The following is a 14772-nucleotide window of genomic DNA, read 5'->3' as shown; positions in this document are numbered from 1 at the left end:
TTTTATGATTTATTGCGTATGTTGGAAGGAGATGTAGATTTGGCTGATTTAAGGATGCCGGAAAAAAAGTTTCGTCCTGAGCTGGAAGGCGTTCGGGCGGTAGCGGCTTTTCTGGTTGCTGTTTATCACATTTGGATCGGGTCGGTTTCAGGAGGCGTTGACGTCTTTTTCATCGTTTCCGGCTATTTGATCACGACTTCCCTGTTGTCCCGGATGGAGCGCGATGGGAAAATACATTTTATCGAGAATTTATTGAATCTGGCGAAACGGCTTGTGCCTTTGTCGTTCACGGTCCTATTGGTTACGGCATTGCTGACGATTTGGCTGCTGCCGCAGACCATTTGGAAGCAGACGATTTCAGAGCTTTTCTCTTCGATGTTCTATTTCCAGAATTGGCAGCTGGCCACAAGCGCAGTCGACTATTTGGGGCAGAACAATGAAGCGAGCCCGCTGCAGCATTTCTGGGCGATGTCGATTCAAGGGCAATTTTACATAACGTGGCCGTTCATCATTACGGCGGTTTATCTATTGGCGAAGAAAATATTGAAGACGCCGGTCCGCAAAACATTGCTGGCCGTCCTCGTCGCGATCTTTGCGGTTTCGTTGAGTTATTCGGTTTATATGACGGATGCCAACCAGCCATGGGCTTATTTCGATACCTTTGCCCGGGCATGGGAGTTCAGTTTGGGCGGGATTTTGGCCCTCTTGATTCCGTACCTGAAATTCAATAAAACGGTCAGTTTTGTCATGGGCTGGCTTGGCCTCTCAGTCATCTGCTTTACCGGCATGGTGCTGCCTGTGTCTACCGTATTCCCGGGCTATGCGGCGCTCCTGCCGACGTTTGGCGTCATTTTCGTCATCGTGTCAGCGGAAAACAGCAGCCGCTTCGGCGTGCAAAAGCTGCTGAGTTCCAAACCGCTGATGTACATCGGCAGCATTTCGTACGGCTTGTACTTATGGCACTGGCCGCTCCTAGTGTCCTATTACGCTTATTTCAAAACCGACGAGGTTTCTCTGCTAGGGGGCTTAGCGATCCTCGCTGCGGCGTTTGTGCTGTCGGTCTTCTCCATTAATAAGATTGAAGCACCGGTGCGCGGGTTGAGCGTCCGGCAATCGAAGCGGCGGATCGCGAAAGTGCTTGTGGCGATTGCGCTGCCTGTGATTGTCGTCGGCGCATCCTGGAATTTGTATGTCCAGGCAAGCATGAACGAAGAAGCAGCGATGGAGTATTCGATGGAAAAATATCCTGGCGCACGCGCCATCTCCGAGAACATCGTTCCGGAAGAGGATGTGGATCCGATTCCATCAATGGGCATGATCAAAGACGATCTTCCGTCCTTTTATGAAGGACATGTATGTTCTTCGCACGGGAAAGATGCCACGGTGAAGAAATGCTCGTACGGTGTGACGGAGAACCCGGATCACATCGTTGCCTTGGTCGGCGGCTCGCATTCCGGCCACTGGTTCCCGGCACTTGAGAAAATCGCTCCGGAGCTGAACGTGCAGGTGGATGTCTTCATCAAGGATGCCTGCCGGTTTACGACAGATGATTTTGGAGGTAGCTTGTCAGAGTCTTGTATGGCATGGAACGAAGACGTGACCGAAACCTTGAAACAGAATCCGCCGGACATGATTTTCACGACATCTACTGTCGAAGCTGGAGACACCGTTCCTATCGGCTATGTCGAGAAATGGAAAGCGTTTGAAGGCATTACGGAAATCTTCGCTGTCCGGGACAACCCGAAAATGCCGCAGAACATTGCTGATTGCCTCGCGAAAGCGGCAGAAGACTGTTCGGCTCCAAGGGACGAAGTTTTGTCCGCGGTCCTTCCGTGGGAAAATACCGAAAACTTGCCTGGCAATGTCAGCTTTTTTGATACTTCGCCTTATTTCTGCGACGACGAAACCTGTCCTCCGGTTATCGGAAATATTATCATCTACCGGGACGACGCTCACCTGACGACCCGCTACGTAGAAACGATGGCGCCGGTAATCGGTGAGGCTTTGGAAAAGGCGTTGGAGCGTGTGGAAACGGATTAAAGGAATAAAACAGATTTAAGTATGCTATTCCTAAAGACGGCCTTCTTTGACATCAATGGATGTTGAGGAAGGCTTTTATTATTTTCATCTGTGAATCCCTTGCAAGCGGGATAATATTCAAGGATTTGCTGGAACAGTGGTATAATTTTCTTTAATCCGTTAGAAAGTTCCGACGAATCAGAAGCGGAATACAAGCTGTGAAATAAGGAGTGGTAAGGCATATGCCAATCAAAAAAGCGATCATTCCGGCGGCGGGGCTCGGCACCCGTTTTTTGCCGGCGACCAAAGCGATGCCGAAGGAAATGCTGCCGATTGTCGACAAGCCGACGATTCAGTACATTGTCGAAGAAGCGATTGCTTCGGGGATTGAAGACATCATCATCGTGACCGGGAAAGGCAAGCGCGCCATTGAAGACCATTTCGACCATGCCTTTGAACTGGAAGCGACTTTGCGCGAAAAAGGGAAAGTGGACATGCTTGATTCGGTGCTGCAGACATCAAATGTGGAAATCCACTACATCCGCCAAAAGCAGCCGCTCGGGCTCGGGCACGCCATCTGGTCCGCCCGTAAATTTATCGGCGACGAGCCGTTTGCCGTGCTGCTCGGAGACGATATCGTCCAAAACGATGAGCCGTGCCTGGCGCAATTGATGAAGCAGTTTGATGGCACCGGCAACAGCATCATCGGCGTTCAGCAAGTACCGGAGGACGAGACGCACCGCTACGGCATCATCGATCCGGTTTCCATCGACGGGAAGCTGATCGAAGTGGACCGTTTCGTCGAGAAGCCGGAAGCTGGAACTGCGCCGTCCAACTATGCCATCATGGGACGCTATATCCTGACGCCGGAGATTTTTGGTTTCCTCGGGGAACAGGCGCCGGGGGCAGGCGGGGAAATCCAATTGACCGATGCCATCCAGAAACTGAACGGTGTGCAGCCTGTGCATGCATATGAATTTGACGGTCGCCGCTACGACGTCGGTGAGAAATATGGCTTTATTGAGACAACCATTGAATTTGCCTTGCAGCGTCCGGAGTTGCGGGATAAACTGTTGGAGTTGTTTGAGCGGAAATTGCAGGAGTCGTACAATAGAAAGTAAAACAAAAACAGCTGTCCATAAAAGTCAATCGACTTTTAGGACAGCTGTTTTGACGTTTAAAATGGTGAGTTCTTAAAATTCCCTGCCATTTCTGTAGCTTTCATTGAAACATGGCATAGAATTTGTCTGGCGGCCGCCGTAAAATCACTCTTTGTTTCTGCTGGTCAACCTGTCGATTAACAGGGTCTCTGCCTGTGCCTTGGCTGAAGGATCGCTCATGTTTTTGGTGATGGCCACCGATAGCAGCGTATCTTGAATAGCAGCCAGTCTTTTGTGCAGCTCATTGCCCTTTCGAATCGTTCTATGATGCATGACGAAAAATGATGCACCGATTAGTAACAGAAGAATAGCAGGTGCGTTCAGGAGAACGGCCAAAGGCAGGATAGGAATGCCATATAAAAAGAAGTATGTCCATGCAGCTCCTAATGCTGCCAGACCCCCAACCATCATCGTAACGCTCCACGCAAGAAGACGCTTTGTTTGTTTTTGGTTCATCGTGTAAAAATCAGCGGTGTCGCCTAGCCGATCTTCCACAGACTTCAGCAAGGTGTCATCAGGCGGAGGAACCGGGACCAAAGTGGCTGGTTTTCGGTTTTGTCCATTCCGGGCTCTTGGTGCTCTGTTGGTTGTTGGTGCATTATTCATAGCGGCGGTTGTTGCCGCAGCCTTTGGCTGTTTTTGAGCTGGGTCTGCCGGCGGAATGTTGATCGCATTTGGCTGCTGGGAACTAGACACGTTTTCTGGCATTTGCTTTGCCATTTTAACTGCTCCTTTCATAGTGTTGTTGGAGGGACAGGAAATTAAAAGTGACGAGTAAATAGACTTCATAACCATTAAGTAATCTTCTTTAATCGAATTTACTTCTAAAAGTATGTAAAGCTTAAATAGCGAACGGACTTATGTTCTTTTCATTTTAGCACAGCTGACATCAAAAAAATACAATAAAATCAGAATATTATGAATATATTGATTTTGGTTTAACGGAAATGTTCTTTCCAGTTCAGAATTAGATGAGATTTGCTGCAAAAAGGGCTTATAGATGAAGGCAGCTAAGGAGGCATTGAAAAAGCAGATAATAAATTGATTGCCCATTCTCCAGTTAAAATGGTCTTATCGACTTTTCATTGTTTGCATTTTAAGAGATGCTTGACATTTTAAGGGCGCCGAAGGCATAATATTCACATATTATGGTTAGAGAAATTTAGTGGTGTTCTTTAATCCGGCGGATGTGGCGGAATTGGCAGACGCGCTAGGTTCAGGGTCTAGTGGTGGAAACACCGTGGGGGTTCGAGTCCCTTCATCCGCATTTTCAGAAAAATTACGGAAAGTCCGTCTTGCTATGGGGCGGGCTTTATTTTTATCCGAACGGTTATTGATATAGGCAGAACAAAAGAAACCCATCCAGATGATCCACTCATCGGATGGGTTTTGTTTGGTTTAAAGGGAAGCGGTTTTAACGAGTTCGGGTTTTTGGCCTTTCATGAGCTGGAGCTTTTCGAGTGCATAGGCTACATTCAACACTTTCTCTTCTTCAAAGGCAGGGCCCATAATCTGCAGGCCGACCGGCAAACCGTCGCGGACGCCGCAAGGGATGCTTAAAGCAGGGAGGCCAGTCAAGTTGCCGGGTCCTGTAAAGCGGATCACTTCATCAAGGAAGCTTAGCACTTGGCCATTGATGTCGACGGTGCTGTCGCCGATCAGAGGCGGAAGGAACGGCAAAGTCGGGCTGATGAGGACATCGACCCGTTTAAAGACTTGGGCAAAGTCATTGTTTAATTTCCGGCGGATCTGCTGAGCCTGCAAATAGTCGACGGCTGTCACCAACTCACCGAACTCGAGCAGGAAGCGTGTATCCTCCCCGAATTTGTCCGGATGTTCCAACAGGTTTTTGTGGTGGATGGCGCTGGCTTCGGATGTGATGGTGACCAGTTCAGCATATTCGGACTGGGCAAGAGACGGGATTTTGACCGGTTCGATCCGTGCCCCGAGTTTTTCGAGTTCACTCAGCGCTTGGCGCACCGCTTCATCAACTCGTTTGTCGACATTGCGGAAAAAGTAATCTTCATCAATGCCGATCACTTCGCCTTTTAAGTCTTCGGATAGGAGCGTGCTGTAACTTCGTGCCGGTTTGTTTACGGATGTCGGATCCTTTGGATCATAACCCGCCAAAGTTTCCAGCAGCAAGGCTGCATCATGGACGGTCTTGGTCATGGGGCCGATATGGTCAAGGCTCCAGGCCAGCGGGAAACAGCCGAATTTGCTGATTCTGCCGTGCGTCGGCTTCAAGCCGATAATGCCGCAGCTGGCCGCAGGAATCCGGATTGATCCGCCCGTGTCGGTGCCAAGTGACGCAATGGCCATATCGGCTGCAACTGCCGCTCCGGATCCGCCGCTTGAACCGCCGGGGATTTTGCTGAGATCCCAGGGGTTTTTGCACGCGCCAAAATGGGGGTTGGTGGTGGTCGCACCCCAGGCATACTCGTGCATATTCAGTTTGCCGGTAAAAACCACGCCTGCACTTTTCAATTTCGCAACGACCGTTGCATCAAACTCCGGAACAAAATGGCGATGGATTTCAGAGCCCATTGTCGCGGTTTCCCCGTTGAAATACAGAATGTCTTTCAACGCCATCGGAATGCCATGCAGTGGACCGCGGTACTGGCCATTAGCCATTTCGTTTTCGGCTGTCTGCGCAGCTTGTCTTGCCTGGTCGGCCTGTATTTCGATATAGGCGTTCACTTGTCCGTCGTACTGTTCGACATTCTGCAGAACCGCTTCCGTCAGCTCAACAGGGGAGATTTCTTTGTCTTTCAAAAGCGGGGCCAGTTCCCCAATCGATTTTGCTGCCAATTCCTGCGTCATTTCCCATCACCTCCTGGAACATGAGTCAAACCAATGTCGTAATCAGCGAGCTCTTCCTGGTTTACTGTTGCACGTAGCTTTTGAAAAGCTGCCCACTGATTCACCAGCATGTCTACGTGGTGTTCCGGTACATCGATGCCGCGGTCTTCCAAGGTTTTCAAAATGTCTTGTGCCATTCCTTTTCCTCCCATTCGGATAATGATGAAAAATTATGTAAGCACAGAGATGTTAGATTCACTTTATCACAAATTGTTCGGAGTTCGGAATATTACAAATATTAAATTTGGGAAGCCGCTTTGTTCCCTAAAAACCATCCAGTGATTGTGGAATCGCCGGACGATTTTTTATTCGCTGATGCTTTTCAGAATCTCGATAAATGCACGTGACGCTTTGGAAACATAGCCGATGTTTTTATAGCCCACGACGAGCGTCCGCATGAGCCGTTTGCCGTTGATCGTGAAGGGCACATATTTCGGTTTTTCCTTGAGCTCCGATTCGTCCAAAAACATTTTCGGGACGATGGTGATGCCGATATCGGCCAGTACAAGCGACTGGCAAGTGTTGATGTTAGTGCTTTCAAAGACAATGTTCGGGACGAACCCGGCTTCCAGGCACAACTCATCCGATTGAGTGCGGAACGTATTGGTGTTCTTCAACGCGATAAAAGGCTCTTCCTTGCACATCGACAGTTCCACTTCCTGATACGCCGAGAGCCAATGGTCCGGGGGAACCGCCAGATAGATGTCTTCTTTTAAAATATTTTCCGTTTCGATGCCATGGTTTTTGATCGGCAAGGAAAGGAGGCAAATTTCGATTTTTCCGCTGGCGACCATGTCCTGCAGTTCGTGGCTTGTGTCTTCCACCAGTTTAAGTTCGATGCCCGGAAATTCTTTCCGGAAAGCGGAGATGGCGTTCGGCAGGAGATGGGCTCCTGCACTGACCAGGCTGCCGATCGTTAATTCTCCTTTTTTCAACTCGGAAATATCGGTGATTTCGTTTTTTAGGTAGCGGTACTGGTTGAGGATATTGATGGCATAGGACACAAAGACACTGCCAGCGTAAGTGGGCACCACTTCGTTGTACTCGCGGATGAACAATTGGACGCCCAGATCCTTTTCGAGTTTGGTGATTTGGTAGCTTAGCGAAGGCTGCGCGAGGTGAAGTTTCTTGGCAGCTTTTGTAAAGTTCTTTTCTTCCACCAAGGTCAGGGCATACTGCAAATGACAGCATTTGTGCAAATTTGAACCTTTTTGAAGAGCAAAGAGGAAAATACTCCTATATGATAAAAATTTGATTTTCACAGTCGTTTTACTTAGAATTACCCAGATTATGGGTTTTGGAGGAAATCATTAAAGGATTAGATGTACTGAAAGAATATTATATTCTTCATCCTTCTAATCCGGTAATCGGCGACTGTATACCCGAATGAAACATAAAGTAAACATTTAAAGGCAACTAATTCTTTTAAAGGGTTATTGAAGGCAAAAACATATATAGCTATATATCAATATACAGCCGTTCTGTACTTCTTGGGTTTTTTCAAGAGGATGCAGGGCGGTTTTCTTTTTTTGTTTTCTTTTAATCAAACGGCATTGAAAATTCTAATTTATCTATAAATTGAGAAAATAGTTGATTAGATATAACTATTCACCTATTAAAAGTTAAATGATAAATTGTATAAAAATTAATTACATGACTAAAGGATGTGTTTTTTACCACCAAAATAATAAAATTTCAATAAATCGCACAGGTTGTGAGCTTGGTTGGTGTTTCGGTTTAAAGGATTAAAAGAAAAAATGTTATCAAATCAAGAAAATAGGTGGGTTTTTAAATGGAAAAGATCGTTCACATGATTTGCACTTCGGTGATGTTGTATTGCACGCCGGAAGATACGGCGGTAGATCAGAAACTCGAAAACCTTATTGGAAGGAACGAGGAGGTAATGGGGAAAATTGAAGCGGATGCGCACTGGAAAATTGCCTGGCAGGAAGATTTTGATGGCACTGAATTGAACCCGGATTCGTGGAATGTTCTGGATGACGCTTTTGGGCACGGCAACCGGAAACAGCATTACACTCCCCGGAATGTGGGCGTTAGCGATGGGCTATTAAAAATTACAACAAAAGAAGAATGGTCTGAAGAGATGCCTTATACCTCTGGTGCAGTGACAACAAAAGGAAAAGTGATTTTCCAGCAAGGGAAAATCGAAGTGCGGGCCAAAATGCCTTCTGGAACCGGACTTCTGCCTGCTATCTGGCTTTGGACGAACAACGGCAAAGAGTTTCCGGAAATCGATATCGTCGAAATATTGGGCCAGGAGCCGGACAAAGCGTGGTCGACTCTCCACTACGATAATCGGGGGATTTACGCAAAGACATACGGTTTTGCGGAAAAGCCGGATTTGACCCGGGATTTTCATACGTATGGAGTCGAGTGGCATCCAGACCGGATCACTTTCCTCATTGACGGCGCTCCGGTTTACACGGCCGCTGCCCATTTCCCTAATGAAGAGATGTATTTGTTCATCAATACGGGGGTGGGAGGCGATTGGGTAGGGGAACCGGATGGCGCTACGGGATTTCCGAAAGAGCTGCTTGTGGATTGGATCAAGTATTACAAAAAATAAAACATACTTAGGAGTGGGGAAAATGGAGATTCTGCTATATACCGGTTTGGTGCTCTTTGCGATATTTTTTTCAATACAATTAATGTACATGTTTCTTTCTGTAAAGCTTTCTAAGCATGACCAGAAAATCCGCAAGGATATTCCTCAACAAAAAATGACGATTTTGGTACCAGCCTATAACGAAGCGATGGTGCTGAAAAGTTGTTTGGACGGCTTCCGCAACTTGGACTACGAAAATTACCAGCTGATCATTATCAATGACGGTTCGAAAGATGACTCCATCGACTTGCTGAAGCAATTGCTGCACCTCAAGGAATGTGAACTTCCAGCAATGAATAAACTGGTTTACGAATCCGTCAAGGCCACATATTGTTCTGCTATGTATCCTCATATCAATGTCATTGACAAAGTGAACGGCGGAAAGGCGGACGCCTTGAACGCTGGAGCTGACCACTCCGCAGGGGATATCATCATTACACTTGATGCAGACAGTGTCCTGGAAAAAAGCGCCCTCATACATATTAATGAGGCAATGCAAGACCCTCTTGTCATTGCGACCGGCGGAATGGTGCATGTCGGGCAAATGTACAAAAAAGGCAAGCCGAAATTTAAAGGGCTTGGGCTGGTCAAATACCAACTGTCGGATTATATGATGTCATTCTACGTCAAGCGGCTGGTGCAATCGAAGTATGGTTTGATGTCCGTCGTGTCAGGAGCATTCGGAGCATTTAGAAGTTATGCGATGTTTGAAGTAGGCGGCTACAAAAAAACCATCGGAGAAGATATGGAAATCACACTGAATTTTCAAAGACTGATCCATCAGAAATACAAAAACTGCACCATGTTGTTTGTCCCGAAAGCCCAATGCTATACAGAAGTCCCGGCGGATTTCAAGAACTTATCTAAGCAGCGCGTCAGATGGCAAAAAGGCTTTTTGGATTCGCTAAAAATCTACAACAAGCAAAAAATCCACAATTTAGGTTGGAAACTGGTCATGTTCATGATATTAGATGCGCTTTTGCCCGGCAGCGTTGGCATCATCACTACGTTCCTGCTGGTTATTTCGGTTTTTACCGGCAATCTTGTCGGTCTGACGCTCGTTCTCTTAATCATGACAGCAGTCCTGCAGATCAGCTTGCGCTTGACTTCTTACCGGATTGCGGTCCGTTATGGCCATCGATATTCAGTAATCGATTACGCCAAAATTTTCATCTTTTCGATTTTTGAATATCCAACTTACCGCATGCTGGATACCTATTATTTTTTATACGGAACCATCGCTTACTTTTTACAAAAAAACCATGCCTGGAATAAAGTGGACCGGACCGGATTGGTTTCCATCTATCCGGAAGACGCTATCAGCAAAATTCCAATGCTTGTCGAGGTATCAACGGCGATTGCCTTAGAATCGGTCCAAGAACCCGAAAGTTTAAAGAAACTGGATTTATAATTATTCTATAGCGTGCCGGAATTGGCAGACGCGCTAGGCTCAGGGTCTAGTGATGGAAACACCGTGAGGGTTCGACTCCCTTCATCCGCATACAATGTATTTATAGAAAGAATATGATGAAGCCCGTCTTTTATTAGGCGGGTTTTATTGATTGTCCTTTACAGGGAAGTGAAGCGGGTGCTGCTAAATACGAGAGCCTTGAAGGCTGACTGGTTTTTTTATGAAACTTTCCGTAAACTTAATGATTAAGGAAGAAGCCTTCCTAGATTAGCATCGGATGTGAGCTCAATTGGTCATTGCAGAAATTTTGAATGTTGTCTTGCCGGTCTTCCTATTGTTGGGTGTCGGCTTTATCGTTGGCAAATACATGTCGATCAATTCGAAGTCGGTCTCCGATTTGTCAATTTATGTTTTTAGCCCTGCGTTGTTCTTTTATTCGGTATCGACTTCTGAAATGGATATGGCGGATCTCGGGCGGATTGTCCTTTTTGCGTTTGCCTTATTTCTGTTATTTGCGTTGTTTGTCTACATAGCCGGGAAAATCTTCAGCTGGGATACAGCTTACCAAAATACCTTGATGCTGGCTTCGGGATTTCCGAATGCCGGGAATTATGGGCTGCCTATCATCCTTTTTGCATTTGGGGAAGAAGGGGTGGCAATCGGAATTATCTATTTGGTCATGCAGTCTCTTTTGATGAATTCAGCCGGAGTGTTTTATGCCTCCAATCATGCGCAAGTCCCGAAAAAAGATATCCTTTTGACCGTGGTGCGGATGCCCGGATTTAGCGCTATCCTCTTAGCGCTCCTGCTGAAAATCGCCGGCATACCGGTACCGGGAGCCATTGAAAATGCGACCGGGCTGCTTGGGCAGGCATCGATTCCTACAATGTTGACACTGCTCGGCATCACGCTTGCTTCAATCCAGTTGAAGAGCGTGATCAAGTTTATCGGAACGGCGACACTGTTCAAATTAATCGCCTTTCCGGCACTTGCTTATGCATTGCTGCTCTTGATCTATCCAACAGGGGCACTGGAAGCAAAAGTGCTATTGATAGGTGCTGCTACACCAACAGCTGCGACAACGACCCTGCTCGCCATTAAATTCGGAATGAACCCTGATATGGTTTCAAGCGCCATGTTTGTCAGTACGCTTGCAAGCATTGTCACCATTCCTGTGTTGTTGCTGTTGCTGTAAGAGTTTAAAAGGAAAGGCGAAATGAAGAATAAAGAATTATGCCAGAACATGAATAGACCCGTCCGGTGATGAAGCAAATCGCCCGACGGGTTTTGTTTTATTAAAGACCTAAAATATTTTTAATAGACACGGCCTCTCCGGATTCTGAAGACTCAGAAATCAACTTGCTATTTTACGACAATATTCATAGAATAAAGGTAGAACTTGTAAGTAATGCGGAGGTGTCAGCATGAAATTGAACGTGGAACAGCGCAGAATCGTAGAACTGGAACCGACTGGCCCGATGCTCGTAAAAGGTGTAGCGGGGTCAGGGAAGACGACCGTAGCGATTCGCCGCCTTAATTTCCTGAAAGACCATTATTGCCATGAAGACGATGACCGGATCTTGCTGGTCACTTATAATAAAACATTGCTTCAGTATATAAAGCATCAGTATGCACGGCTGGCGGATGAAGATGAATTGTCGGCCGCCCAGTTGTTTTCTTCGGACGCGGAAGTGGATATTACGAACATCGACAGCTTAATGTATAAAGAGTTTATGCGCTATCAGAAGCGGCTGAATAAGAAGCTGGAAATTGCTCCTTTCGAAAAAATGCACAAACTCATGGTCCTGGCGATTCATCACGTGAAGAAATCCTATCCGGATGTCAAAGTGCTGACACCGAAAAACAGCAAGTTTCTGCTGGATGAAGTGGAATGGATTTTGGCTTGTGCGATGACGGATGTGGAAACCTACCAGGCAGCAGACCGCGTCGGGCGTTCTTCAGGAGACGGCGGAACGCCGCAGAAATTGTTGAAGAATTCGAAGCTGCGGGCTGCCATTTTCGATGTGTACATCCATTTTATAGAACTGCTTGAAAAAGAAGGGCTGACGACGTTCAAGCAGATGAATCTGTATGCACTGGAAGAAGTACGGCGCAGCCGTTTCCATGCCTACACCCATATCTTGATTGATGAAAGCCAGGATTTGACGCGTGTACAGCTGCTGTTCCTAAAAGAGCTGTACCGGGAAAAAGACCATTCGTCGCTGTTGTTTGTGGCGGACAATACGCAAAGCATTTATCCGCTGTCGTGGCTCGGGAAAGGGCGTCCTTATACGTCGATTGGCTATGACATGAGCGGGAAGTCGCGCGCTTTGAGCAAGAACTACCGGACGACGACGGAAATTTCAACAGCAGCATTTCATCTTATCGAAGCGGACGAAAGTATTCGGACGAACGTCGATTTTGTTAAACCCGCTTTGATTGACCGCCATGGCCATCCGCCGATTTACCGGTTTTTCCTGACGCCTCAGCAGCAGCTGCAGTTTTTGATTGAGGAAATCCGAATGCTTCAGAATGATTATGCGTTATCGGAAATCTGCGTCGTAGCCCGGGAAAAGCGCCATATTGAAAGCATGGCGTCGGGGTTGAACGCGGCCGGCATTCCGAGTGACATCCTGCAGAACAGTGAACCGGATTTTGAATCCGACCGGGTGAAGCTCGTGACGATGCATTCGATCAAAGGGCTGGAGTTCAAAGTGATTTTCCTGATCGATTTGAACAGCGGACTGATTCCGCCGGACCGGTACGCAGATGCGGAAGACCAGGAAACATTGGAGTCGGATGAACGGAAGTTATTGTATGTCGGCATGACCCGGGCCAACGAACTGCTGTATATGTCTTCAGTGAAAAAGCCGTCCAAGTTCATCAAGGAAATCAACCGCAAGCATCTGCGGATGAAGAAAGACGCATCTTTAAAGCCGTTTGAATCGATTCCAATGACCGATTATCAGCTGACGGATCAGCTCGTGGATCTGCATTCCAAAGAAGAAGTCATCCGCCAGTGGCTTGTGAGGGAACTGCGGGAAACGTACGGCTATCCGTATGAATTGATGGAACTTGAATTCGGGGTCCAGCAGTTCTCCAAAAAAGGGTATTGCGACATTGCGGTGATGGTGTATACGGCAGGTGAAGCGCGGCCTTACATCATTGCAGAAGTAAAGCACTTCGGGAGCGGAATTGACGAAGCGCTGGTCCAGCTAAAATCGTATTTGGAGGCTGACAGCCGGGCATTTTACGGCATTGCGACAGACGGGTTGGAACTGAAAATCATCGACCGCAACGGAGAAGAAGTGCAGGACTTGCCGAAATGCCGGCCGCAGTTTCTGCCGGAAATGAAAAATCGCCGGCTTTATAAAAACTTAAAGAACGGCCGGGACTACACTTACGCAATCGATGTGGATTCGGCAGAAGATATCGAAGTAAGTGAAGCAGGCAGTGACGTGCAACTCCAAGTACACGAGAAAGCCGCTGTTCCGCTGATTGGCAACGTCGCAGCGGGCCTGCCATCGCTTGCTGCGGAGTCTTACGAAACCTCTTACTACGTGCCGCGTGAATGGCTCGTGTCGCCGCGCGAGACGTTTGCGCTGACGGTTACCGGCGACAGCATGACCGGAGCAGGCATCGATAAAGGAGACCTTGTCATTGTTAATGCACAAAACTCTGCATCAAATGGCGATATTGTCATCGCGGTCATTGCCGAAGAAGCGACGATGAAAAAATACATGCCGATGGGCAACGATATTTTGCTGGTGTCTGAGAACCCGGCATATGAACCGATTTTGATGAGAAGCGAAGATGTCCGGATCAACGGACGGGTAATTGGGGTTATGAAGAAATAAGGGATCGGCTGACTTAGGGGGAATGACTATGAACATCATCTTGATCGGTGACAGCGGCCACGCCCGCGTCATCACGGACAATCTGGCTTCCTGCGGCCATCAAGTAATCGCCAAACTCGACGACAAGTACAGCAAACTTTTCAAAGAATCCGGCTGCTGGTTTGGCCCCGTTTTGGAAGTGCATTCTTTGATCGAACAGGAATCAGCGAAAGTGATTGTGGCCATCGGCGCGAATGCGGTGAGGCGAAAGATTGTTGAATCTCTCGGGTTGCGTGATGATCAATATGCGACTGCTATTCATAAAGGTGCAATCGTCAGCCCAAGTGCAGTGCTTGGCCAAGGAACTGTGGTGATGCCCGGTGCAGTGGTTAATGCAGAAGCGCAGATTGGCAGCCATTCCATCATCAATTCACGGGCTGTTGTGGAACATGATTGTGCAGTCGGCGACTACGTCCATATCTCACCCGGTGCTACGGTGGCGGGTGTGGCAACGATTGATGAGGGTGCATTGGTCGAGGCAGGGGCAAGCATCGTTCCTACTAAGCAGGTTGGCGAGTGGAGCGTTGTCCGTGCCGGGTCTGCCGTACTGGAAGATGTGAAGGCATTTACGACGGTCCTTGGGGTTCCAGCGCAAATAGCGGCAAAAGAAGAAGGGAAGCAGGAATCTGCAACCCAATAAAGGAGAATTTAATAGAAGACTTTTATCAGGCCTAGACTGACATAGCGATTTGAGACACATATAAAACACCTTTATTAGGCTGCTTGCGCCCCAAATTCCTTGGGTGCCAGGTAGCCTAATTTTTCGAGAATCCGGTCTTCGTTGTAGTAGCGCATATA

Annotated in this window: 12 protein-coding genes and 2 tRNA genes; 9 read left to right on the top strand and 5 right to left on the bottom strand. The window is 47.5% G+C overall.

Translation table 11 applies throughout. From position 1 onward, the window contains the following. Positions 1–39: 39 nt before the first annotated feature. Positions 40–2040, top strand: a complete 2001-nt coding sequence (locus tag HU147_RS12470; RefSeq protein WP_224076559.1) for an acyltransferase family protein — start codon at positions 40–42, stop codon at positions 2038–2040. Positions 2041–2261: 221 nt separating this feature from the next. Then, positions 2262–3140, top strand: coding sequence for a UTP--glucose-1-phosphate uridylyltransferase GalU (gene galU / locus HU147_RS12465; RefSeq protein WP_224076558.1), 879 nt, complete (start codon positions 2262–2264; stop codon positions 3138–3140). A gap of 144 nt (positions 3141–3284) precedes the next feature. On the opposite strand, the gene HU147_RS12460 is transcribed toward galU, so the two are convergent. Then, positions 3285–3899 (bottom strand): hypothetical protein, encoded by a 615-nt coding sequence (locus HU147_RS12460; protein WP_224076557.1) that lies wholly within the window; start codon positions 3897–3899, stop codon positions 3285–3287. A gap of 463 nt (positions 3900–4362) precedes the next feature. Between HU147_RS12460 and HU147_RS12455 the strand changes: the two genes are divergently transcribed. Continuing rightward, a tRNA-Leu gene (locus HU147_RS12455) sits at positions 4363–4446 on the top strand. A 131-nt stretch (positions 4447–4577) separates the two neighbouring features. On the opposite strand, the gene HU147_RS12450 is transcribed toward HU147_RS12455, so the two are convergent. From HU147_RS12450 to HU147_RS12440, 3 genes are all read right to left on the bottom strand, one after another. After that, positions 4578–6002: an amidase gene (locus HU147_RS12450; RefSeq protein WP_224076556.1), complete on the bottom strand. Its 1425-nt coding sequence runs from the start codon at positions 6000–6002 to the stop codon at positions 4578–4580. Beyond that, positions 5999–6178: a hypothetical protein gene (locus tag HU147_RS12445; RefSeq protein ID WP_224076555.1), complete on the bottom strand. Its 180-nt coding sequence runs from the start codon at positions 6176–6178 to the stop codon at positions 5999–6001. Before HU147_RS12445 ends, HU147_RS12450 begins: the two co-directional genes overlap by 4 nt. Before the next feature lie 168 nt (positions 6179–6346). Then, positions 6347–7222 (bottom strand): LysR family transcriptional regulator, encoded by an 876-nt coding sequence (locus tag HU147_RS12440; protein ID WP_263427847.1) that lies wholly within the window; start codon positions 7220–7222, stop codon positions 6347–6349. A gap of 611 nt (positions 7223–7833) precedes the next feature. Between HU147_RS12440 and HU147_RS12435 the strand changes: the two genes are divergently transcribed. From HU147_RS12435 to HU147_RS12410, 6 genes are all read left to right on the top strand, one after another. Next, positions 7834–8628, top strand: coding sequence for a glycoside hydrolase family 16 protein (locus HU147_RS12435; RefSeq protein ID WP_224076553.1), 795 nt, complete (start codon positions 7834–7836; stop codon positions 8626–8628). 154 nt (positions 8629–8782) lie between these two features. Continuing rightward, positions 8783–10078, top strand: a complete 1296-nt coding sequence (locus HU147_RS12430) for a glycosyltransferase family 2 protein (protein ID WP_224076552.1) — start codon at positions 8783–8785, stop codon at positions 10076–10078. A gap of 10 nt (positions 10079–10088) precedes the next feature. Further along, a tRNA-Leu gene (locus HU147_RS12425) sits at positions 10089–10168 on the top strand. Between the two features lie 199 nt (positions 10169–10367). Then, positions 10368–11273, top strand: a complete 906-nt coding sequence (locus HU147_RS12420) for an AEC family transporter (protein WP_224076551.1) — start codon at positions 10368–10370, stop codon at positions 11271–11273. 229 nt (positions 11274–11502) lie between these two features. Continuing rightward, the gene (lexA, locus tag HU147_RS12415; RefSeq protein ID WP_224076550.1) at positions 11503–13935 is read left to right on the top strand and encodes a transcriptional repressor LexA; all 2433 of its coding nucleotides are present in this window, start codon (positions 11503–11505) and stop codon (positions 13933–13935) included. 28 nt (positions 13936–13963) lie between these two features. Then, on the top strand, positions 13964–14614 hold the full coding sequence (locus tag HU147_RS12410) for an acetyltransferase (protein ID WP_224076549.1): 651 nt from the start codon (positions 13964–13966) through the stop codon (positions 14612–14614). A gap of 74 nt (positions 14615–14688) precedes the next feature. On the opposite strand, the gene HU147_RS19590 is transcribed toward HU147_RS12410, so the two are convergent. Further along, positions 14689–14769, bottom strand: a complete 81-nt coding sequence (locus HU147_RS19590; protein WP_369075686.1) for a hypothetical protein — start codon at positions 14767–14769, stop codon at positions 14689–14691. Positions 14770–14772 lie beyond the last annotated feature (3 nt).

It is taken from the genome of Planococcus chinensis, assembly GCF_020071995.1.
Lineage (GTDB): Bacteria > Bacillota > Bacilli > Bacillales_A > Planococcaceae > Planococcus > Planococcus chinensis_A.
This window is presented reverse-complemented; position numbering and strand designations above follow the sequence as displayed.